Annotated in this window: 17 protein-coding genes; 12 read left to right on the top strand and 5 right to left on the bottom strand. The window is 70.2% G+C overall.

Features of this window, described 5'->3' with window-relative positions; all coding sequences use genetic code 11:
• Positions 1–126 precede the first annotated feature (126 nt).
• A complete protein-coding gene (asnB, locus tag LY13_RS05120; RefSeq protein WP_253827024.1) occupies positions 127–2,055 on the bottom strand; it encodes an asparagine synthase (glutamine-hydrolyzing) in 1,929 nt (642 codons plus the stop codon).
• A gap of 261 nt (positions 2,056–2,316) precedes the next feature.
• Here asnB and ctaC point away from each other — a divergent pair, with 261 nt between their 5' ends.
• Positions 2,317–3,282: an aa3-type cytochrome oxidase subunit II gene (gene ctaC / locus LY13_RS05115; protein ID WP_253827023.1), complete on the top strand. Its 966-nt coding sequence runs from the start codon at positions 2,317–2,319 to the stop codon at positions 3,280–3,282.
• A 127-nt stretch (positions 3,283–3,409) separates the two neighbouring features.
• Entirely contained in the window at positions 3,410–3,829 is a 420-nt protein-coding gene (locus LY13_RS05110; protein ID WP_253827022.1) for a cytochrome c oxidase subunit 4, read from the top strand.
• Between the two features lie 130 nt (positions 3,830–3,959).
• On the opposite strand, the gene trpD is transcribed toward LY13_RS05110, so the two are convergent.
• Both trpD and LY13_RS05100 read right to left on the bottom strand, forming a co-directional pair.
• Complete coding sequence (gene trpD / locus LY13_RS05105) at positions 3,960–5,003, bottom strand: anthranilate phosphoribosyltransferase (RefSeq protein WP_253827020.1); 1,044 nt, start codon at positions 5,001–5,003, stop codon at positions 3,960–3,962.
• A gap of 8 nt (positions 5,004–5,011) precedes the next feature.
• Positions 5,012–5,422, bottom strand: coding sequence for a response regulator (locus LY13_RS05100; RefSeq protein ID WP_253827017.1), 411 nt, complete (start codon positions 5,420–5,422; stop codon positions 5,012–5,014).
• Positions 5,423–5,583: 161 nt separating this feature from the next.
• Here LY13_RS05100 and ctaE point away from each other — a divergent pair, with 161 nt between their 5' ends.
• The 4 genes from ctaE (at position 5,584) to qcrB (ending at position 9,925) form a co-directional block, all read left to right on the top strand.
• Positions 5,584–6,213, top strand: a complete 630-nt coding sequence (ctaE, locus tag LY13_RS05095) for an aa3-type cytochrome oxidase subunit III (RefSeq protein ID WP_253827016.1) — start codon at positions 5,584–5,586, stop codon at positions 6,211–6,213.
• A 66-nt stretch (positions 6,214–6,279) separates the two neighbouring features.
• Positions 6,280–7,107, top strand: coding sequence for a cytochrome bc1 complex diheme cytochrome c subunit (qcrC, locus tag LY13_RS05090; protein ID WP_253827013.1), 828 nt, complete (start codon positions 6,280–6,282; stop codon positions 7,105–7,107).
• 2 nt (positions 7,108–7,109) lie between these two features.
• Complete coding sequence (qcrA, locus tag LY13_RS05085; RefSeq protein WP_253827011.1) at positions 7,110–8,255, top strand: cytochrome bc1 complex Rieske iron-sulfur subunit; 1,146 nt, start codon at positions 7,110–7,112, stop codon at positions 8,253–8,255.
• Complete coding sequence (gene qcrB, locus LY13_RS05080; protein WP_253827010.1) at positions 8,252–9,925, top strand: cytochrome bc1 complex cytochrome b subunit; 1,674 nt, start codon at positions 8,252–8,254, stop codon at positions 9,923–9,925. Before qcrA ends, qcrB begins: the two co-directional genes overlap by 4 nt.
• 93 nt (positions 9,926–10,018) lie before the next feature.
• On the opposite strand, the gene LY13_RS05075 is transcribed toward qcrB, so the two are convergent.
• Together LY13_RS05075 and LY13_RS05070 are read right to left on the bottom strand one after the other, a co-directional pair.
• Complete coding sequence (locus tag LY13_RS05075) at positions 10,019–10,303, bottom strand: Lrp/AsnC family transcriptional regulator (RefSeq protein WP_183778109.1); 285 nt, start codon at positions 10,301–10,303, stop codon at positions 10,019–10,021.
• A 50-nt stretch (positions 10,304–10,353) separates the two neighbouring features.
• Positions 10,354–12,045 carry a DEDD exonuclease domain-containing protein gene (locus LY13_RS05070; RefSeq protein ID WP_253827008.1) on the bottom strand — a complete coding sequence of 564 codons (1,692 nt, stop codon included), beginning with the start codon at positions 12,043–12,045 and terminating at the stop codon, positions 10,354–10,356.
• A gap of 261 nt (positions 12,046–12,306) precedes the next feature.
• On the opposite strand from LY13_RS05070, the gene LY13_RS05065 reads away from it, so the two are divergent.
• From LY13_RS05065 to LY13_RS05040, 6 genes are all read left to right on the top strand, one after another.
• Positions 12,307–13,125, top strand: coding sequence for an endonuclease/exonuclease/phosphatase family protein (locus LY13_RS05065; RefSeq protein WP_308216272.1), 819 nt, complete (start codon positions 12,307–12,309; stop codon positions 13,123–13,125).
• Between the two features lie 137 nt (positions 13,126–13,262).
• A complete protein-coding gene (locus LY13_RS05060) occupies positions 13,263–14,753 on the top strand; it encodes an NYN domain-containing protein (RefSeq protein WP_253827007.1) in 1,491 nt (496 codons plus the stop codon).
• A gap of 97 nt (positions 14,754–14,850) precedes the next feature.
• Positions 14,851–15,153 (top strand): hypothetical protein, encoded by a 303-nt coding sequence (locus LY13_RS05055; protein WP_372493751.1) that lies wholly within the window; start codon positions 14,851–14,853, stop codon positions 15,151–15,153.
• A gap of 544 nt (positions 15,154–15,697) precedes the next feature.
• Positions 15,698–16,762, top strand: coding sequence for an NlpC/P60 family protein (locus LY13_RS05050; protein ID WP_253827256.1), 1,065 nt, complete (start codon positions 15,698–15,700; stop codon positions 16,760–16,762).
• Between the two features lie 49 nt (positions 16,763–16,811).
• Positions 16,812–17,966 carry a glycosyltransferase family 4 protein gene (locus tag LY13_RS05045; RefSeq protein WP_253827005.1) on the top strand — a complete coding sequence of 385 codons (1,155 nt, stop codon included), beginning with the start codon at positions 16,812–16,814 and terminating at the stop codon, positions 17,964–17,966.
• Between the two features lie 440 nt (positions 17,967–18,406).
• Complete coding sequence (locus LY13_RS05040) at positions 18,407–20,692, top strand: SulP family inorganic anion transporter (protein ID WP_253827003.1); 2,286 nt, start codon at positions 18,407–18,409, stop codon at positions 20,690–20,692.
• The last annotated feature ends 402 nt before the right edge of the window (positions 20,693–21,094 follow it).

Below are 21,094 nucleotides of genomic sequence, written 5' to 3'. Positions count from 1 at the left end.
GCACGCGGACCCCGGCCCGGCACCCCGCGAAGCCCGGTCGCCGGGGAAGGGGCCCGACACGCGACCGCCGGCGACACCCCGCAGGTACGGGGCATCGCCGGCGGCGGTCGTCGGGCGCGGTGCGTCCTAGAGGTACACCGGGTACTGCGGCTCCGGGACGTCGACCTTGACGCCGTTCTCCACGAAGATGCCGTGCCAGATCATGAACACCAGCAGTGCCCAGAGCCGGCGACTGTGGTCGAGCGTGCCCGCGCGGTGCTCGTCGAGCAGGGCCCGGACCGCGGCCTTGTCCAGCAGGTGACCGGTCTGCGAGTCGGCGATGATGCCGCGCGCCCAGTCGTACATGTCGCTGCGCAACCAGTGGCGGATCGGCACGGGGAAGCCGAGCTTGCGGCGGTTCAGCACGTGCGACGGGACGATGCCGTCGAGCGCCCTGCGGAGGGCGAACTTCGTCGTCTCCTTGGTGATCTTCTGGTCGAGCGGGATACCCGACGAGACGCGGAACACCTCGGAGTCGAGGAACGGCACCCGAAGCTCGAGGGAGTTGGCCATCGTCACCTTGTCCGCCTTGACGAGGATGTCGCCGCGCAGCCAGGTGAACAGGTCGATGTGCTGCATCCGGGACACCGGGTCCCAGCCGCGGGACAGGTCGTACCAGGGCTGCGTGACGTCCTGATGTCCCACGCCCTCGGTGTACTGGGGCAGGACCTCGCGCAGCTGGTCGTCGCGGAACAGGCGGGCGTTGCCGTAGTAGCGCTCCTCCAGGGGCAGTGATCCGCGCCGCAGCAGGTCCTTGCCGCGCGTGCCCTCGGGGATGGCCTTCGACACCTTCCCGGCGAGCCGCCGCAACGCACCGGGCACCTTCTCGAACGGTGCCAGCGACAGGGGTTCGCGGTAGATCGTGTACCCGCCGAACAGCTCGTCGGAGCCCTCGCCGGACAGCACGACCTTCACGTGCTTGCGGGCCTCGCGGGCGATGAACCACAGCGGCACGAGCGCCGGGTCGGCGACCGGGTCGTCGAGGTACCAGACGATCAGGGGCAGCGTCTCCATCATCTCCTGGGCGGAGACGGTGCGGACGACGTGCTTGACGCCGATCGCGGCTGCGGACTCGGCGGCGACGTCGACCTCCGAGTAGCCCTCGCGCTCGAACCCGGTGGTGAACGTGATCAGGTTCGGGTTGTGCTCCTTGGCCAGCGCCGCGATCGCGGTCGAGTCGATGCCGCCGGACAGGAACGCGCCCACGGTCACGTCGGCGCGCATGTGCTTGGCCACGGAGTCGCGCATCACCTCGGCGACCTCCTCGTGCAGCGCCGCGGTCTGCGCGGGCCCGGAGACCGGCTTGGTGCGGAACTCGGGGGAGAAGTACCGGTCGGTGCGTAGCTCGCCGCCGGGCGAGACGGTGAACGAGGTGCCGGACTCGATACGCCGCACGTTCCGGTGCAGCGACTCGGGCTCGGGTACGTACTGGAGCACCAGGTAGTGCTGCAGCGCGACGGGGTCGAGTTCGTCGGCCAGGCCGAGCGTGCCGGTCAGCGAGAGCAGGCTCTTCTTCTCACTGGCGAACGCCACGCCGTTCGGGCCGGTCGAGACGAACAGCGGCTTGATGCCGAACGGGTCACGGGCGCCGCAGACGACCTTCGCCTCGGAATCCCAGATCAGGAAGGCGAACATGCCGCGCAGCCTGCCCACGGCCGCCGGGCCGAGGTGGTGGTACGCGGCGACGATCGCCTCGGTGTCGCCTTCTGTGTCGAACGTCGCACCGTGCTGCTCGGCCAGTTCGGCCCGCAGCTCGAGGTAGTTGTAGATCTCGCCGTTGAAGTTGATGGTGTAGCGCGTCGGATTCTCCGGCGGGCCCCAGGTCAACGGCTGGTGCGAGTGGTCGACGTCGATGATCGCGAGCCGGTTGAAACCGAACACGACCTCGCCGTCGGCCCAGGTGTCGGTCTCGTCGGGGCCGCGATGCCGCTGGCAGCGCAGCGCCTCGCTCACGGCGGGCCGTGCCGTCGCCGCGTCGTTCTCACTGGGACACACCAGTCCAAGCAGGCCGCACACGCCTCTTCACACACCTTTTTGCTCGTTGCGGGCTCGCCGAATCGGCTCGTCACCCGGCCTGCCGGCGGCTGGCGCCGGGGCCGATCGCGCACCGGCCGTGACCCGGCCGTGAACCGATGCAGCGCTGGAGTCGCCAGTATGCCCGCAGTGTGTCCGCGGTTACGGCGGCGGGGGCACGGATACCCCTTGGGCGCCGATCCGGTTCACCTCGGCTAAAGTCCCCCTACGTCACGTAGTGATCGGGCGAGGAGGCATCGCGCAGTGGGCGTTCCAGAACGCACCCGGAACACAGGCCGGGGCAAGGTCGCCAAGGTGACCGTGCTCGCCGGGCTTGTCGCCGTCCTGGCGACGGGATGTTCCGGCGAGGAGGTCCTGCGGTTCGGGTGGCCGGAAGGCGTCACCCCCGAGGCCGACAGCATGCGGACCTTCTGGACCTGGTCCGTGATCGCCGCGCTCGTCGTCGGCGTCATCGTCTGGGGCCTGATGTTCTGGTCGATGATCTTCCACCGGAAGAAGCCGTCGGCGGCCGACAGGCCCGGCGAGGAGGCGCTCCCGCGGCAGTTCCAGTACAACGTGCCGCTCGAGCTGTTCTGCGTCGTCGTGCCGGTGATCATGGTGTGCGTGCTGTTCTTCTTCACCGCCACCACCGAGAGCCAGGTGCTGGCCGAGGAGGACGAGCCCGACGTGACGGTGGACGTCACGGCGTTCCAGTGGAACTGGGAGTTCGGTTACCCGGACGAGCAGAAGGCCGAGAACGGCCAGACGATCTCCACCGTCGGCAGCTCGTCGGAGATCCCGCTGCTGGTGCTCCCGACCGACCGGACGATCCAGTACAACCTGCGGGCCACCGACGTCATCCACTCGTTCTGGGTGCCCGAGTTCAACTTCAAGCGGGACGTCATGCCGTTCCCGGAGAAGAACAACCAGGACAACACCTTCCAGAACACGATCGACCGCGAGGGCGCGTTCGTGGGCCGCTGCGCCGAGCTGTGCGGCACGTACCACGCGATGATGAACTTCGAGGTGCGCGCGCTGTCGCCGGACCTGTACGACCGCTACATCGAGCTCCGGGCGCAGATCAACCCGCGGACCGGCGAGCCCAACACGGCGGCCGAGGCGCTGGAGGCGCTGCAGGGCGAGGGCTGCGACGAGGAGCTGTGCAGCCCGACCGCGACCACGACCACGCCGTTCGCCACCGACCGCACGCTGCGGACGGCCTCGGGCTGACCGGCTCGCCGCCCGCGGCGGCGCGGACCCGCTCCGCGTCATCGCGGGCGAGCGGGCGTCGAAGTATCGGATCCACTCTCAGTACGCTGATCACGAACGCTGAGCTACCAGTAAGGACACAGGGCACATGAAGAACGAAGCCAGGCTGTTCGACATCGTCATGGTCTTCGCGTTCTTCGTGGCGGTCGTCTACGGGGTGATGACGGGCGTCATGACCGAGGACGGGGTCGAGCCGATCGGCACCGTCGCGCTGATTCTGACCGGCGGCCTCACGCTCCTGGTCGGCAGCTACATCCGCTTCGTCGGGCGTCGTATCCCGGCGCGGCCGGAGGACAACGAGGAGGCCGAGGTCAGCGACGGCGCGGGCGAACTGGGCTTCTTCAGCGCCGGCAGCTACTGGCCGGTCGGCCTCGCCGCCTTCGCGGCCCTGGCCGGTGTCTCGCTCGCGTTCATGCAGATCTGGCTGCTGATCTTCGCCATCATCGGCCTCCTGGTCACGATCGGCGGTCTGGTGTTCGAGTACCACTCGGGCCCGAGCCACCACTGAGCCGCCGCGCGCGGCGTCACCGCCCCGCAGAGTCACCGCGACCGTAGCGTCGCACAGGCGAAGGCCCTGCCGCTCCGGTGTTCCCGGGTGGCAGGGCCTTCGCCTGTGTTCGGGGGACGGGGAGCGGGCGTCAGGCCGTCACCGTCGCCGAGAAGTCGATCCAGCGCTGCAACAGGTCCGCGGCCTTCCCGGAGTCGAGGACCTCGGCCGCGCGGCCGAGATGGGCGCTCAGGTCGGCGGAGAGGTCCCCGGAGAACCCGTGGTAGGCCGTGAGTGCGCCCGCCGCGTTCAGCAGCACCGCGTCCCGCACGGGCCCCGTTTTGCCGCTGACGAGCTCGTGGACGGCCCGCGCGTTGATCTCCGGGGTGCCGCCCTTCAGATCCTCCTCGGTGGCGAGAGAGATCCCCAGAGCCCGCGGATCGATCGTCGTCTCCCTGATGGTGCCGCCGGTGATGACCCACGCGGTCGTCGTGGTCGTCGTGGTGATCTCGTCGAGACCGTCGTCACCCCGAACGAGCAGCACGTCGTGCCCGCGATCGGCGTACACCTCGGCGAGCACCCGCGTCTTGTCCCGGTAGGCGCAGCCGATGAGGCTCGCCGACGGCTGCGCGGGGTTGCTCAGCGGGCCGAGCATGTTGAACGTCGTCGGCACGCCCAGCTCGCGCCGCGTCGCACCCGCGTACTTGAGTGCGGGGTGGAAGGCGGGCGCGAAGCAGAAGCCGATGCCGACCTCGGAGACGCACCGCAGCACGTCCTCCGGCGACATGGTGATCGCCACACCCATGGTTTCGAGCACGTCCGCCGCGCCCGACTTCGACGACGCGGCCCGGCTGCCGTGCTTGACCACCGGGGCGCCCGCCGCGGCCACGACCAGCGACGACATCGTCGAGATGTTCACCGAGCCTGCGCGGTCGCCGCCGGTGCCGACGATGTCGACCGCCGTGTAGTCGATGTCGAGGGTGCGCGCGTGCGCGAGCATGGCCGACGCCATACCGGCGATCTCCCCGGGAGTCTCGCCCTTGGCCCGCAGTCCGACGGCGAACCCGCCGATCTGGGACGGGGTCGCGGCGTCGGACATGATCTGGTCCATCGCCCACGCCGTCTCCTCCTCGGAGAGATCGGTGCGGTCGATGAGCCTGCCCAGGATCGTGGGCCAGGTGTGTGCGTCAGGCATGTGCGAGATCAACCCTGTACGGCAGGGAGGCGCTGCCTGCGCAGCACCTCGGCGATCGTTTCGGCGGCGGCGAGGGGGTCCAGCGGGTGCACCAGCACGCCGTCGGCCTGCGACCAGGTCGCGAGCCATCGGTCGTCGGCGCGCCGTACGGCCACGGCGATCGGCGGGCAGGCGGTGATCTCGTGCTTGAGCTGCCTGCACAGCCCGATGCCGCCCGTGGGCTGGGCCTCGCCGTCGAGAATAGCGAGGTCGACGGTGCCTGCGTCCATCTCGGCCAGTACGTCGGCGACCCCGGACGCCTCGACGTAGGTCACCGTGGGCAGGTCCGTCGCCGGCCTGCGCCCCACGGCGCCCATGATCGTGTCACGGACCTCCGGCCGGTGGCTGAACACGAGGATCCGCTGGGACTGATCGGTCATGTGCCGTCCTCCATGTCGGGCGTTCGGGCGGCCTCGTTGCCGCCGCGCGTCGATGTTAACCGTCCGGACCTCCGCGGACCCAGGCGATCACCAGGCGATCTCGAGGTTTCCACGACTCTCCGTAGGACCCGGGCTGCACGGCCGGGAGGCGAACAGACATAATGCGACTCGTGACAACGGCAGCTCCCAACATCAGCCAGCGAGTGCACTCGCTGAACCGGCCGAACATGGTCAGCGTCGGCACCATTGTTTGGCTGTCCAGCGAGCTCATGTTCTTCGCTGGGCTGTTCGCGATGTTCTTCACGGTCAAGGCGCAGAACGAGACGGGGCACTGGCCTCCGGTGAACGAAGCCACCGGAGAGCTGATCCACCTCGACATCGCGTATGCACTGCCGTTCACGATCATCCTGGTGGCGTCCTCGTTCACCTGTCAGTTCGGCGTGTTCGCCGCCGAACGCGGTGACGTCTTCGGCCTGCGCCGCTGGTACCTGATTACGCTGCTCATGGGCACGGTCTTCGTGCTCGGCCAGGCCGGCGAGTACATGACGCTGATCAGCGAGGGTGTGACGATCCCCTCCGGCGCCTACGGCACCGTCTTCTACATGACGACGGGCTTCCACGGCCTGCACGTCATCGGCGGTCTGATCGCGTTCGTCTACCTGCTCATCCGGACGAAGTTGAGCAAGTTCACACCGGCGCAGGCCACCTCGGCCATCGTCGTGTCGTACTACTGGCACTTCGTCGACATCGTGTGGATCGGCCTGTTCGCGGTGATCTACATCGTCCCCTGACGCATTGACCACTGTGATCCGTTCTCCCCAGTACGGCCGAACTGACAGCAAGGGTTGCCGCAGAAGATGACCTCCACCAAGAAGCCCGCAGCGGCGGGCGACCGGCGAGCGGGCCGCCGCTCGAAGTTCCGCAGGCGGGTCGCCGGATTCGCCGCGCTCGCGATGGCGCTGATCGGTGCGGGCGGTATGTACGCCGTGTTCGCGCCGGAGCCGCAGACCGCAGAGGCGCAGTCCGATCCGGCCCAGCTGCGCAAGGGCGAGCAGATCTACAACAACACCTGCATCTCGTGTCACGGGTCGAACCTGCAGGGCGTCCAGGACAAGGGGCCGAGCCTGATCGGCGTCGGCGAGGCGTCGGTGTACTTCCAGGTCTCCAGCGGCCGGATGCCGCTGGTGCGCCAGGAGGCACAGGCTGCGCGCAAGCCTGCCAAGTACACGCCCGCCGAGATCGACGCGCTCGGCGCCTACATCCAGGCGCACGGCGGCGGTCCGCAGAGCCCCGAGGGCCACGGCGAGCAGCTGCAGGGCGAGAACCCGGCGCGTGGCGGTGAGCTGTTCCGGCTCAACTGCGCGTCCTGCCACAACTTCACCGGTCAGGGCGGCGCGCTGTCGTCCGGTAAGTACGCGCCGGAGCTCGGCCCCGCGAGCGAGAAAGAGATTTACACCGCGATGCAGACCGGACCGGAGAACATGCCGAAGTTCTCCGACCGGCAGCTGACGCCCGAGGAGAAGAAGGACATCGTCGCCTACGTGAAGTCGGTCAGCGACGGCAACAACCAGCCGGGTGGTAACTCGCTGGGCGGCCTCGGGCCGGCTTCCGAAGGTGTCATCGCGTGGGTCGTGGGGATCGGCGCTCTGATCGGCGCCACCCTGTGGATTGGATCGAGGGCATAGGCATGAGTGGCAACGAGCCAGGACCCCGTCCTTCGGACGAGGAACTCGCGGCGATGAGCCGCGACGACCTCGTCGAGCTGGGTGGCCAGCTGGACGGTGTCGAGATCGTCGATTACCCGGACCCGTGGCCGGTCAAGGGCACGAGGGCCGAGAAGCGGGCCGAGCGCGCCGTGGCGCTGTGGTTCCTCGTCGCCGCGCTCGCCGGGCTGGCGTTCGTCGTGGCGCTCATCTGGTGGCCGTGGCGGTACGAGCCGAGGACCGAGGAGTCCGCGCACTTCTGGTACAGCCTGTACACCCCGGTGCTGGGCATCACGCTCGGCATCTCCGTGCTGGCGATCGCCTTCGGCGTGCTGCTGTACGCGAAGAAGTTCATCCCGAACGAGGTCGCGATCCAGCAGCGCAGCGACAACATGGGCGAGGGGTCGGCCGAGGTCGATCGCAAGACCATCGTCGCGCACCTGGCCGATGCCGGGGACCGCACGACCATCGGCCGCCGGTCGATGATCAAGCGCACGGCCGGGCTCGGCGTCGGCGCGCTGGGCCTGGGCGTGGTGGCGTTGCCGGTGGCGTCCTTCATCAAGGATCCGCACGACAACGCGGACAACAAGGACGGGCTGGTCCACACGGGCTGGCAGAAGCAGCACCCGGACGAGGTCGTCTACCTGCGCCGTCACACCGGTGACGCGAACGAGGTCTCCCTCGTGCGTCCCGAGGAGATCGACGCGGGCGGCATGGAAACGGTGTTCCCGTTCCGCGAGTCCGAGCGCGGGGACCACGAGGCGCTGCTGCACGCCGTGCGGCGGTCCGACAACCCGGTCATGCTGATCCGCCTGCGTCCGGGCGACGCCGCCAACGTGGTCAAGCGCAAGGGCCAGGAGGACTTCAACTACGGCGACTTCTACGCCTTCACGAAGATCTGTAGCCACGTCGGTTGCCCGACGTCGCTGTACGAGCAGCAGACCAACCGCATCCTGTGCCCGTGCCACCAGTCGCAGTTCGATGCGCTGCAGTACGCCAAGCCGGTGTTCGGTCCCGCAACGCGCGCTCTGGCCCAGCTGCCCATCACGGTGCACACCGACGGTTACCTGATCGCCCGGCACGACTTCATCGAGCCGATCGGACCCGGTTACTGGGAGCGCAAGTCATGAGCTCACTGACGACACCGACCAAGGGCTCCAGCGCTCTCGCACAGCACGCCTCCGAGGCGGCGAACAACGCCGACCAGCGGTACGTGCTGTCGAAGGGCCTGCGGCACCAGATGAACAAGGTCTTCCCGACGCACTGGTCGTTCCTGCTCGGGGAGATCGCGCTCTACAGCTTCATCATCGTCATCCTCTCGGGCGTCTACCTGACGCTGTTCTTCGATCCGTCGATGGCGGAGGTCGTCTACGACGGGCCGTACACGAACCTGCAGGGCATCGAGATGTCCCGCGCCATGGCGAGCACGCTCGAGATCTCGTTCGAGGTCCGGGGCGGACTGTTCGTGCGCCAGGTGCACCACTGGGCGGCGCTGATCTTCGTCGCCTCGATGGTCGTGCACATGCTCCGCGTGTTCTTCACCGGTGCGTTCCGGCGTCCGCGTGAGGCCAACTGGATCATCGGTGCGCTGCTGCTGATCCTGGGCGCGTTCGAAGGCTTCTTCGGCTACTCGCTCCCGGACGACCTGCTCTCCGGTACCGGTATCCGCGCGACGCTGTCCGGCATCGTGCTGTCCGTGCCGGTGGTCGGCACCTGGCTGCACTGGGCGCTGTTCGGCGGCGAGTTCCCGGGCACGGTGATCGTGCCGCGGATGTACACGCTGCACATCCTGCTCATCCCGGGCATCATGCTCGCGCTGGTCGCCGTCCACCTGGCGCTGGTGTGGTACCAGAAGCACACCCAGTTCCCGGGCAAGAAGCGCAAGGAGACCAACGTCGTCGGCGTCCGGATCGTCCCGGTGTTCGCCGTCAAGGCCGGTGCCTTCTTCGCGGTCGTCACGGGTCTGATCGCGCTGATGTCGGGTCTGTTCCAGATCAACGCGGTCTGGCACATCGGGCCCTACAACCCGTCACAGGTGTCCGCCGGGTCGCAGCCCGACTGGTACATGGCGTGGGCCGACGGCATCCTCCGAATCTGGCCCGCGTGGGAGCTGTATCTCGGCAACTACACGGTCCCGCCGGTGTTCTTCGCCGGCGCGATCGGCATGGGCATCCTGTTCACCGTGTTCATCGCGTATCCGTTCATAGAACGGAAACTGTCGAAGGACACCGCGCATCACAACCTGTTGCAGCGGCCGCGGGACGCACCGGTACGGACCAGCCTCGGCGTCATGGCGCTGACGTTCTTCATGGTGCTGGAGATGTCCGGCTTCAACGACATCTTCGCGTTCGCGTTCGACATCTCGCTCAACGCGACGACGTGGATGGGCCGCATCGGCATCCTGTTGCTGCCACCGCTGGCGTACTGGATCACGTACCGGATCTGTATCGGCCTGCAGCGGTCCGACAGGGAGGTGCTGGAGCACGGTCTGGAGACCGGCATCATCAAGCGCCTGCCGCACGGCGAGTTCATCGAGCTGCACCAGCCGCTCGGCCCGGTCGACGACCACGGCCACGCGGTGCCGCTGGAATACCAGGGCGCCCCGGTGCCGAAGAAGATGAACAAGCTGGGTACGGCCGGTTCGCCGGTGCCCGGCGGCTGGTGGTCGCCGGACCCGGCGGACGAGACCGCCGCGCTCGAGGCCGCGCACGCCGAGCACGAACGGGAGCAGCGCGCCCGCGAGCTGGAGTCGGGTGACTCGGACGAGTCCGAGACGCCCGCGGGCTCCTCGCGCGAGTAGTCACGGAAACGTAAGGGAGCCCCCGGTCACCAGGACCGGGGGCTCCCTTACGTGTGCGGGCCGCGGCCGGGCCGTCGCGGCCCGGAGGTCGGGTCAGGCGGACTCGATGCCCAGTTCGAACGCCGTACCCGTGTCCGCGCTCGAGTACGAGCGGAAGGCGATGTGGGTGTCGGTGTTCACGACCCCGTCGACCTTGCTGATCTTGGCGGGGATGAGTGCGGCCAGGTCTTCGTGGGAGGCCACGCGCACGATGGCGATGAGGTCGACGTCGCCCGCGCACGAGTAGACCTGGGACACGCCGTCGATGTCCGCGATCTCCTGTGCCGTTTCGGGAATCCGGTCGGCTGCTGCGCTGATGAGGACGATCGCGGTGATCACACTGGCCTCCTGGGGGAACGGACTGTCATGGGGGCGATCGTAGTCGCGGGTCAGCCGATGTTCTCGAGTGTCGCCGCCGTGGCGACCTTGTCGAGCCACGGTGCCCAGCCGCCCGCGCCGTGGACGGGTTCGGACCACGGCCGTGAGGTGCGGACCAGGCGCCTGCCGGGTGTGGTGAGCCATCGCAGCACCGCGCCCGTCTCTTCCGCGGGAGCGCCGCGCAGCGGTCCCGGCGACGGCAGGACGGTCTCGGCCGAGGCGACGAGTGCGTCGACGACGGGCATGGGCGGCGTGCCGCGGCGGGCCACCCCCGCGGAGGCGAGCCTGCCGTGCCGGATGACGGCGAACTCCCACCCGCCGGTGCCGTCCGGTGCGGCGGCGACCAGCTCCTCGATCGCCGCCAGCGCGCTGAGCCGGTGCGCCTGACCGACGCCGCGCAGCAGCGTGACGAGCTCGTCCCGTCGCCGCGCGGCCTGCTCGAAGTGGCCGTCTCCGGCGAGCGTGTCGATGTGAACACGGGCGGCGTGGAGGGGAGCGTCGGCGGTTCCGGCGACGAGGTCGGTGATCTGCCGCGGCGCGTGGGCGTACTCGTCGACGCTCTGCCTGCCGGCGCACGGCGCGCCGCATCGTCCGAGCTCGGCCAGTACACAGGGCGTCCCCTGCGGGTTGCGGGCGGGAATGCGTTGCGTGCAGGTGCGCAGACCGGTGGCGCCGGCCAGGGTGTCGGCCGCGGTCTTCGCCCGCGCCTGTGAGCCGAACGGCCCGAGCGCACCGTCCCGTTCGGAGCGGACGACCGACAACCGCGGGAACGCCTCGTCGGTGAGCACGACCCACCACTGGGTGTGCGGATTCTTCGAACGCCGGTTGTAGGCGGGCCGGTGCGCGGCGAGCAGCCGCAGTTCCCGCACCTGCGCCTCGAGAGCATGCGCGCATTCGATGCCGTCGACCCGTTCGGCCAGCGCCACCATCTCGCGCATGCGGCCGCGCGACTCGGAACCGGTGAAGTACTGCCGGACGCGTCTGCGGATGTTGCGGGCGGTGCCGACGTACAGCACCTCGTCGTTCGGCCCGCGGAACAGGTACACCCCGGGTGTCTCCGGCAGATCGGCCGCGAGGGTGCGTTTGCGGCGCTGGGCCGGCGTGACGTCCGGCAGGAAGTCGAGCAGCTCCTCCAGCGACTGCACGCCGAGCGGGCCGACGCGCTCCAGCAGACCGTGCAGCACGTCGACGGTGGCGCGGGCGTCGTCCAGCGCACGGTGCGTCGGGGTGGTGCGGGCCCCGAAGAGCCGGGCGAGGGCCGACAGCCGATGCGACCGAGTGTCGGTCTGCGACAGCACCCGCCGCGAGAGCGTGAGCGTGCACACGACGGCCGGCTTCGGCCACGTGTAGCCGTGGCCCTCGCAGGCGGCGCGCAGGAACCGCGTGTCGAACCCGGCGTTGTGGGCGACCAGCACGGCTCCTGCGGCGAATTCGAGGAAGGCGGGCAGCACCTGGTCGATCGGGGGTGCGGACTGGACCATCGCCGTGGTGATCCCGGTGAGTTCGACGATCTGAGGCGGGATCGTGGTGCGCGGGTCCACGAGTGTGCCGAACTCACCGAGCACCTCTCCTCCTCGGACCTTCACGGCGCCGATCTCGGTGATCCCGTCCGGGCCGGGCGCGCCGCCCGCGGTTTCCAGGTCGACGATCACGAAGGTGACGTCGCGCAGCGGGGTGCCCAGTTCGTCGAAAGCCAGCTGCATGGCCGCGGACTGTAGGGGCGGGCCCCGACAATCCCGGGCCCGGTGGACCCGCTGCCGAGGACGTGTGACCGACGGCGCAGTGATCCGTGGCTGCCTGCCGGTATCGCGGTGGCCGAGGCGGGGTAGTCGGGGACGCGTCCGGGCGCCGGGCGGTGATCGGGGAGGGATCTTCCGCGTGCGTTCACCCCGGCCTCATCGCGTGGCCGCTCCGTTCGGCCACGATCACCGTCGACAGTGAGAGCGCGAGGACAAGGTGGAGACATGCGGATGCGGGCACTGCGGTGGTTGGCGGCGGTACTGATGACGGTCGGGATGACGGCAGGCGCGATCACTCCGGCGTCGGCCGAGCAGCAGGGGCTCACGGTCCTGTCGTTCAACATCCACCACGCCGAAGGCGCCGACGGCGTGCTCGACCTGGACCGCATTGCCCGCGTGATCGAGCGCAGCGGCGCCGACGTGGCGGGCCTGCAGGAGGTCGACCGGCACTACTCGGACCGCAGCGAGTGGGCCGACCAGGCACGGCTGCTGGCGAAGCGACTGGGGTACCACGTGGTGTTCGGCGCCAACATCGACAACCCACCGCCCGCGAAGGGCGAGCCGCGAGTGCAGTACGGAACGGCGATCCTGTCGCGGTATCCGATCGTGGACTCCTCGAACACCCACCTGCACCGTTCACCCGACCAGGAGCAGCGGGGCCTGCTGCATGCCGAGGTGAACATCCGCGGCGAGCGCGTGCACGTCTACGACACGCACCTCGCGGCGTCGTCGCAGGCCGACCGGGTGGAGCAGGGGCGGCAGATCGCCGACCTCATCGGTGACGCTCGGCGCGCGGTGCTCGTCGGTGATCTCAACGCCGAACCGGGTGCGCCCGAGCTCGCGCCGCTCGACCGCACGCTGACCGACGTCTGGCCCGCCGTGGGCGAGGGTGACGGGGCCACGTTGCCCTCCGAGGAGCCGGAAAAGCGCATCGACTACGTGTACACGTCTGGTGACGTGACCCCCGTGTCGGCGCGGGTGCTCGACGACGAACCGGAGGCGAGCGATCACCTCCCGGTCGTGGCGGAACTCGACCTCGGCTGACGCCGGTCGCTCGGACCGGGTGGTGTCGGCCGGGCCGGGACCGGCGCCGCACCACGGGGGCCTGCACGGCGACTCCCCGCGCGGCGACGGGAGCCCGGGTGTGCGGACGCGCGCTGTCCGGAACCTAAGCTGGACGGATGCAACCCTCGTCGCACCGTCCCGGCCCGTCGGGGGACCGGTCCGGCTCCGAGCAGGGGGCCGGTTCCACAGCTGACGCGGCTCCCGACCCCGCCGCGGAGCAGGTTCGGGAGGACGTTCGGCCGTCCGGTGCCGACGGTGCGGCAACGGCGTGCGATGCCGGAGGGGACGAGCCCGTCGACTGGAGTGCACTGCCCGATCCGGTCCGGGAACGCCTCGCCGAACTCGCCGCGGCGGCGCTGGGCGCGCTCCCCGCGGCGGACGTGCCGAAGCGCGTGCGGCCCGTCGCGCGGTTCGCTCCGGCGAAACGGGCGGGCTCGGGAGCTCCGGCGTTGCTGGCCGGGCTGCGCGAGTCGCCGCGGTTCCGCACGGCGGTCGTCGAGTGGACGCGCGCGCATCGGCCCGAGGCACTCGACGCCACCGATACCGCCGATGCCGCCGCCGGCGCGGAGGCCGATCCGGCGACGACGGCCGCGGCGGCCCTGCTGCTGGGCCGCCGTGACGCCGCGGCGAAGGTGCGGGCCGTGGCGCGCCGCGCCGAGGACGCCTCGCTGCGGTCCGAACGGGACGCGGCGCTCGCGCGGGTGCGCAAACTCGAGGCGGAGCTGGCCGAGGCCCGCGACGAGCTCGCCACCGCGCGCGCCGACGTCGAGCGCGTCAGGGAGGAACGCACCGACCAGCTCGACAAGCTTCGCAGCCGCCTGCGTAAACAGGGACAGCAGCTGCGGGAGGCACGTGACGCGGCCGAACAGGCCCGCAGGGACGCCGAGCAGGCCACCGGTGCCCGTGGCGGTGAGGCGCAGCGACTCGCCGAGGAACTGGCGCGGGAGCGGGAACGTGCGGCCGCTGAGCGCACCCGCGCCGAACGGGCGGTCGCCGACGCCGAGGCGGCCCGCCGCTCCGCCCAGGAGGCCCGCGCCGCCGACGAGGTACGGCTCCGGCTGCTGCTGGACACCCTCGGCGGTGCCGCCGACGGCCTCCGCAGGGAACTCGCCCTCGGCGAGACGGGCACGGGAGCGGCGCCCGCCGACACCGTCGCGGGCGCCGCGGGACCCACGAGGGCGGCCGAACGGATCTCCGACGCCGACGCGCTCGGCAGACTGCTCCGGCTGCCCGCGGTACACCTCGTGGTGGACGGCTACAACGTCACCAAGACCGGCTATTCGGAGCTGCCGCTCGCCGAGCAGCGCTCCCGGCTGGTCGGCCAGCTCGGGGCGCTGCAGGCCAGGGTGGGCGCCGAGGTCACGGTGGTGTTCGACGGCGCGGGCGTGACGTCGGTCCCCGCCGCGAACCCGCGCGGCGTGCGGGTGCTGTTCTCCGAGCCGGGCGTGCTGGCCGACGACGTCATCCGCGATCTCGTGGCCGCCGAACCGCACGGACGGCCGGTGATCGTGGCGACGTCCGATCAGGAGGTCGTCACCGCCGTGCGCCGGAGTGGTGCCCACGCGGTGCCGTCGCACGTGCTGCTCACGCGGCTCGGCCGCACGTGAGGCCGGTCGCCGACGCGCGGTCGCCGCGAGACGTGCGTCACCGCGGTCGCCGGTTCGCGGCGTGTTCTTGTCGGTGGCGGGTTCTACCGTGCGCGACATGCAACGACAGGGGAACGAACGTCCACACCACGGGCACCCCGAGCACGGGCGATCCGAGCACGGGGACGCCGACGACGAGCTGATCATCGACTGCGACCGGTGCCGGGTGCGGGGCGACGCGTGCCGCGACTGCGTCGTCAGCGTGCTGCTGGGCCCTCCTCCGGAGCTCCGGTGGGACGGGACGGAACGCCGGGCCGTCGATGCGCTCGCGGACGGCGGCATGGTTCCGCACCTGCGCCTCGTTCCGGTGGAACCGGTCGAGACCGGGGAGCCGACCGACGACGGCAGGCGCGCAGGCTGACCACGCGGGGGTCGAGGACGAGGCACCGCACCACCCGTGGTTGCGCTGCCGCACCACCCACCGTGTCCCTGCCGCGCCGCCGCACGTGGTCGGCGCCGTCGTCGAGCGACGCCCTTCGTCGTGCGGTGAACGGTCCAACCAATCAGGTGAACGGTCACGACCACTTCGGATGCGCTGTGTAAGACCGGTCACAGCAACTGTGGAACCGCTGGTCCGAACGTGTCGGGCTCTGCGGTCGACGAATCACATGCCGAGGTCGCTGGACGTGGCCGGTGGGGTTTCGTAACCTGGCCGAGATTTCGCGTCAGGTAGCCGTTCCCCATGTTCGGCGACGCGGGATCGCCGCCGAGAGCAGCTTTTGTCGGGGAGCTGCGCCGGACGTCACGCACAGTAGTGTGGCGGGCCCGAACGTGGAGACGCATCAGTGCCGGATGTCGCATCCGGACGTCGTGGTCACCCGAGGGGCCGGCCGTGGTGAGGGCCCCCGACCTCACCCGGCCGATCGACCGGTAGGCGGCCCGACCGCAGAGGAGACATGAGCGACGTGCAGTCGCAGCCCGTGAAGCGCGTGATCTCGAGCGCGCTGGCGGCATCCGCCGTCGTCGCGGTTGTCACCTTCCAGTCACCGGCGACCGCTTCCCCCACCCCCGCTCTCCAAACGCCCCCGGTTTCGCAGCAGCAGACGCAGTCCGAGGCGCTCGAGGAGTACTACGAGCTCTCGGAGAAGGCGGAGAAGCTGAACGAGCGGCACCTGCAGGCGCAGAGCGACCTCGAGAGGAAGCAGGGGGAGCTCAATGATGCGAAGAAGCGCCTGAACAACGCCAAGCAGGCGAAGCAGCGTGCCGAGACCAACGTGGAGCGTTACCGCAAGGACGTCGACCGGTTCGCCGGCGCGTCGTTCGCGAGCGGTTCGCAGATGAACAAGATGTCGGCACTGCTGACCGGCGACTCCGCCCAGGACTTCCTGGAGAGGTCGTCGGCACTGGACGTGCTGGCCGAGGACCGCAACAGGGCGCTGTCCAAGCTCCGTGGTGCGGTCAACAGCGCCGCGGCCGCGGAGCAGAAGGCACAGCAGGCGCGGAACCAGGCGGCGAAGGCCAAGAACACCGCGGCGAAGCTCGAGGGCGACATCGCCGCGCGCAAGGAGGCTCTCGACGAGAAGATCGCGGAGGTCCGGGAGGCCTCCGGGATGCTGAGCGAGTCGGAGCAGGCCACGCTGCAGGACACCGGTCCGGACGTGGGCCCGGTCACCGCTCCCGGCCCGGCCGCGCAGACTGCCGTGGACACGGCGATGGCGCAGATCGGCAAGCCGTACAGCTGGGGCGCCACCGGTCCGGACTCGTTCGACTGCTCCGGTCTGACGTCCTACGCGTACAACGCGGCCGGCATCTCGATCCCGCGGACGGCCGCCGATCAGCAGGCCGGCGCGGGCACCCCGGTGTCGCGTGACCAGTTGGAGCCGGGGGACCTGGTGTTCTCCGGATCGCCCGCCTACCACGTGGGTATCTACATCGGCGACGGCCAGATGGTCCACGCGCCGACGGAGGGCGAGCCGGTCAAGGTCGGCCCGCTGCAGGACGAATACAGCGGAGCCGTTCGGGTCGCCTGATCCGCACACCGGCAGACCGCCCGGGCCGGGGCCGGATAGCGTTGTCACCATGCGCCGCACGCTCCTGGTGACCAATGACTTCCCGCCCCGGCCCGGTGGTATCCAGTCCTATCTGCAGGCCTTCGCCTCGCGGCTGCCGTCCGACGATTTCGTCGTGTACGCGCCGGCGTGGGAACGTGCGTCCGGTTCGTCGAGTGCGTTCGACGCGTGTCAGCCCTACGAGGTCGTCCGCCATCCCACGGCGCTGATGCTGCCGACCCCGGACGTGCTGCGGCGAGCGAAGGAGCTCGTGGCCTCGCGCGACTGCGACACCGTATGGTTCGGCGCCGCCGCTCCGCTCGCACTGCTCGGCGCGCCGCTGCGGGCCGCGGGTGCGCGCCGCATCGTTGCCTCGACCCACGGACACGAGGTCGGCTGGTCCATGCTTCCCGCCGCGCGGCAGGCACTGCGGCGGATCGGTGACACCACCGACGTCATCACCTACGTCAGCGACTACACGCGCAAGCGGTTCGCCTCCGCCTTCGGCCGGTTCGCCGGTCTGGAACACCTGCCGTCGGGTGTCGACCCCGAGACGTTCCGGCCCGACGCCGCGGCCCGTGACGAACTGCGCACCCGGTACGGGCTGGGCGATCGCCCGACCGTGGTGTGCGTGTCCCGGCTCGTCCCGCGCAAGGGGCAGGACATGCTCGTCCGCGCACTGCCAGTGATCCGGGAGCGGGTACCGGGAGCGGCGCTACTCGTCGTCGGTGGCGGGCCCTACCGCGGTCAGCTGGAGTCCCTGGCGCAGCACCTGGGCGTGGCTGACGACGTCGTTCTCACCGGATCGGTGCCCGCCGAGGAACTGCCTGCGCACTACGCGGCGGGCGACGTGTTCGCCATGCCCGCCCGGACGCGCGGCAAGGGCCTCGACGTCGAAGGGCTGGGCATTGTGTATCTGGAGGCGTCGGCGACGGGGCTGCCGGTCGTCGCGGGCAACTCCGGGGGCGCTCCGGAGACGGTTCTGGACGAGGTCACCGGGCACGTCGTCGACGGCAGGTGTCTCGAACAGCTCGTCGACACACTCTCGGCGCTGCTGGCCGATCCGGTGCGGGCCCGTGCGATGGGCGAGGCGGGCCGCCGGTGGGTGAGCGAGCACTGGCGCTGGGACGTACTCGCACGGCGGCTCGAGACTCTGCTCGACGGCCGCCTCGCGGCCCGGACCTGATTCCCAGTAACTGAGAATCGCCCGGGCGTTCCGGGTGAACACGACGTTTCTCGCCCCACTGGGCGTCGAATTTCACTCGAACCGGTTTTGTTCATTGTGTTCCCGGGATTTTGATTCCGAACGGTAATCAGGCCGTCCGGAAAGTCCGTTCATCGGGTGAGTGTCGAACCACCCATAGATGTTGATCTACATATCCGGCCGTCCTCTGTGGAGTGATGCGGATGTGAGCACTCCATGAGAATCCCTTTCCGGGGCGGACATTCGGTGCGTTCCTCTGGTACCTGGTGTTGGTACTCGCAACGCGCGCGGACGCCGCGGATCGCCGGACGAGTATCCGGCCCTTCCGCGACGACGCGTCCGTGGTCGCCGTCGACCGAGCGCCATTACCCCCGCGGAACGTGCGCGGGGGAATTCACCCGACCTCGAGGAGGCCGTTTCAAATGACGCTGACGACCGGTCAGGAAAGCGACCAACAGGAGGCCGACGCCGTGCCGTGGTGGCGCACGGTGCTGCGGTACGACGTACCGGCCTCGCTCGTGGTGTTCCTCGTCGCCGTGCCGCTGTCGCTGGGCATCGCGCTCGCGTCCGGCGCGCCCATCGTCGCCGGACTGATCGCCGCCGTGGTCGGCGGCATCGTGGCGGGGTCCGTGGGAGGATCGCCGTTGCAGGTCAGCGGCCCGGCCGCGGGGCTGACCGTGGTCATGGCCGAGACGATCAACCAGTTCGGCTGGGCGGTCACGTGTGCCATCACCGTGGCGGCGGGTCTGCTGCAGGTCCTGTTCGGACTGAGCAGGGTCGCCAGGGCTGCGCTGGCCATCTCGCCCGCGATCGTCCACGGCATGCTGGCGGGTATCGGCATCACGATCGTGCTGGGCCAGCTCCACGTCGTCCTGGGCGGCGATTCGAACAGCTCCGCCGTCGACAACATCCTCCAGCTGCCAGGTCAGCTGCTCGACCTGCACGGGCCCGCCACGTTCCTGGGCCTGCTGACCCTGAGCATCCTGCTCGTGTGGGGCAAACTCCCCGCGGCCGTCCGCAAGGTTCCCGCACCGCTCGCCGCGATCGTGGTGGTGACCGTCCTCGCCGTCGTGACCGGTTCGTCCGCCGAACGTGTGGATCTGCCCGGAAACGTGCTCGACATCCGGTTCGCACCGCAACTTCCCGACGGCGGCTGGGCCGAGTTCGCCGTCGCCGTGCTGACGATCGCACTGATCGCCAGTATCGAATCCCTGCTGTCGGCCGTCGCCGTCGACAAGATGCACACCGGCAAGCGCGGCAACTTCGACCGCGAACTCATCGGCCAGGGCCTCGGCAACATCACGTCCGGCACGCTCGGCGGCCTGCCGATCACCGGCGTGATCGTCCGCAGCTCCACCAACGTCGCCACCGGCGCACGGACGCGCGCGTCGGCCGTCCTGCACGGCGTGTGGGTGCTGCTGTTCACCGCACTGCTCGCGACGCTGATCGAGAGCATCCCGCTCGCCGCGCTCGCGGGCCTGCTGGTCCACGTCGGCGCCAAGCTCGTCAACACCGCCCACATCCGCGAGGTGCTGCGCCACGGCGACCTGTCGCTCTACATCGTCACCGTGGCGGGCGTGGTGCTGGTCGATCTGCTCTCGGGCGTGCTCATCGGCATCGGCCTGTCGGTGCTGCTCATGCTCCACCGCACGATGTGGTCCGGGGTGCATGCCGAGGGGGAGGGCGACACCCGCCGGGTCGTCATCGAGGGTGCGCTGACGTTCCTGTCCGTCCCGCGGCTCTCGACCGTCCTCAACGGACTTCCCGAGCGCAGTACCGTGACGCTGGAGCTCGTCGTGGACTACCTCGACCATGCCGCGTTCGACTGCCTGCACTCCTGGCAGGAGGCCCACGAGCGCACGGGCGGCCGCGTCGTCGTCGACGAGGTCGGCCACCCGTGGTTCGCACGCGGCAAGGACGGCAGCCCGATCGTCCGCAAGGATCGTGCCGGGGCCGCCGTTCCGCGGTGGCTGGCGCCGTGGTCGGAGTGGATGGCCCGGGACGGAGCCGCCGGGGAACCGCTCCCGGAGGTGCGGATCCCGGACCAGCGTCACGCACCGCTGCGTCGCGGCACCTCCGAGTTCCAGGCCCGCACGGCACCGCTCGTGCGCGACACGATGAGCAGGCTGGCGGCAGGCCAGCACCCGCACACGCTGTTCATCACGTGCGCCGACGCGCGCATCGTCCCGAACGTGATCACCACGAGCGGTCCCGGCGACATGTTCACCGTCCGCAACGTCGGCAACCTCGTCCCGCCGCACGGACGGCACTCGGGCGACGGGGCCGCCGTGTGGTCGTCGGTCGAGTTCGCCGTGGGCGTGCTCGGCGTGAGCGAGGTCGTGGTGTGCGGGCACTCCTCGTGCGGTGCGATGCGGGCGCTGCTCGACGGCACTCCGGAGGGGTTGACGGGCCTCGCGGGCTGGCTCGAGCACGGCGAGGCGGGGCTGGCGCGCAGCCGCGAGGCCGCGCCGGTACGCCTGGACGGGGCGGAGCCTGCGCACTCCGGTGACGCACTGGCGCTGCACAACGTGCTCCAGCAGCTCGACCACCTGCGGGAGTCGCGGTTGGTGCGGGCCGCCGTCGAACGCGGGGAACTGACGTTGACGGGCATGTACCTCGACGTCGGCAACGCGCAGGTCTACCTGCTGGATCCGGCGACGAGCAACTTCGAACCCGCGGGCGTGCGCGGCGCGGCACAGGGTGGGTGACGGCCGTCGGCACGGGCGGGCTAGTGTCGACCACGGAGTCGGCACGTGGCGTTCCCGCCCGCGCCGACGCCGACCGGCGGCGGGGACGATGATCGCTTCCGCCGCCGAGGCCGCGGCCATCGCGTGAGGTCTCCTGCCGGCGACCCCGGCGGAGACCCCCGCGAATGGCCCGGCCGGCCGTGACACCGGAGCCGCCCACGGCGGTGGCTCCGAGCGTGCCCAGGACGACGCGTTCCGGAGACGACACGGCGCACGAGGCGACACCGTGGGTGCGGGCGCCGGCGAGCACCGGTGCACGTGAGAGCCGGTTCCACCCGAGAGCCGTGTTCACCCGAGAGCCGTGGCCACCCGAGAGCAGAGCGCAGCAGAGAGCAGAGCGCAGCAGAGAGCAGAGCGCAGCAG

The sequence above is a fragment of the Prauserella aidingensis genome, from assembly GCF_024171865.1.
Lineage (GTDB): Bacteria > Actinomycetota > Actinomycetes > Mycobacteriales > Pseudonocardiaceae > Prauserella > Prauserella aidingensis.
This window is presented reverse-complemented; position numbering and strand designations above follow the sequence as displayed.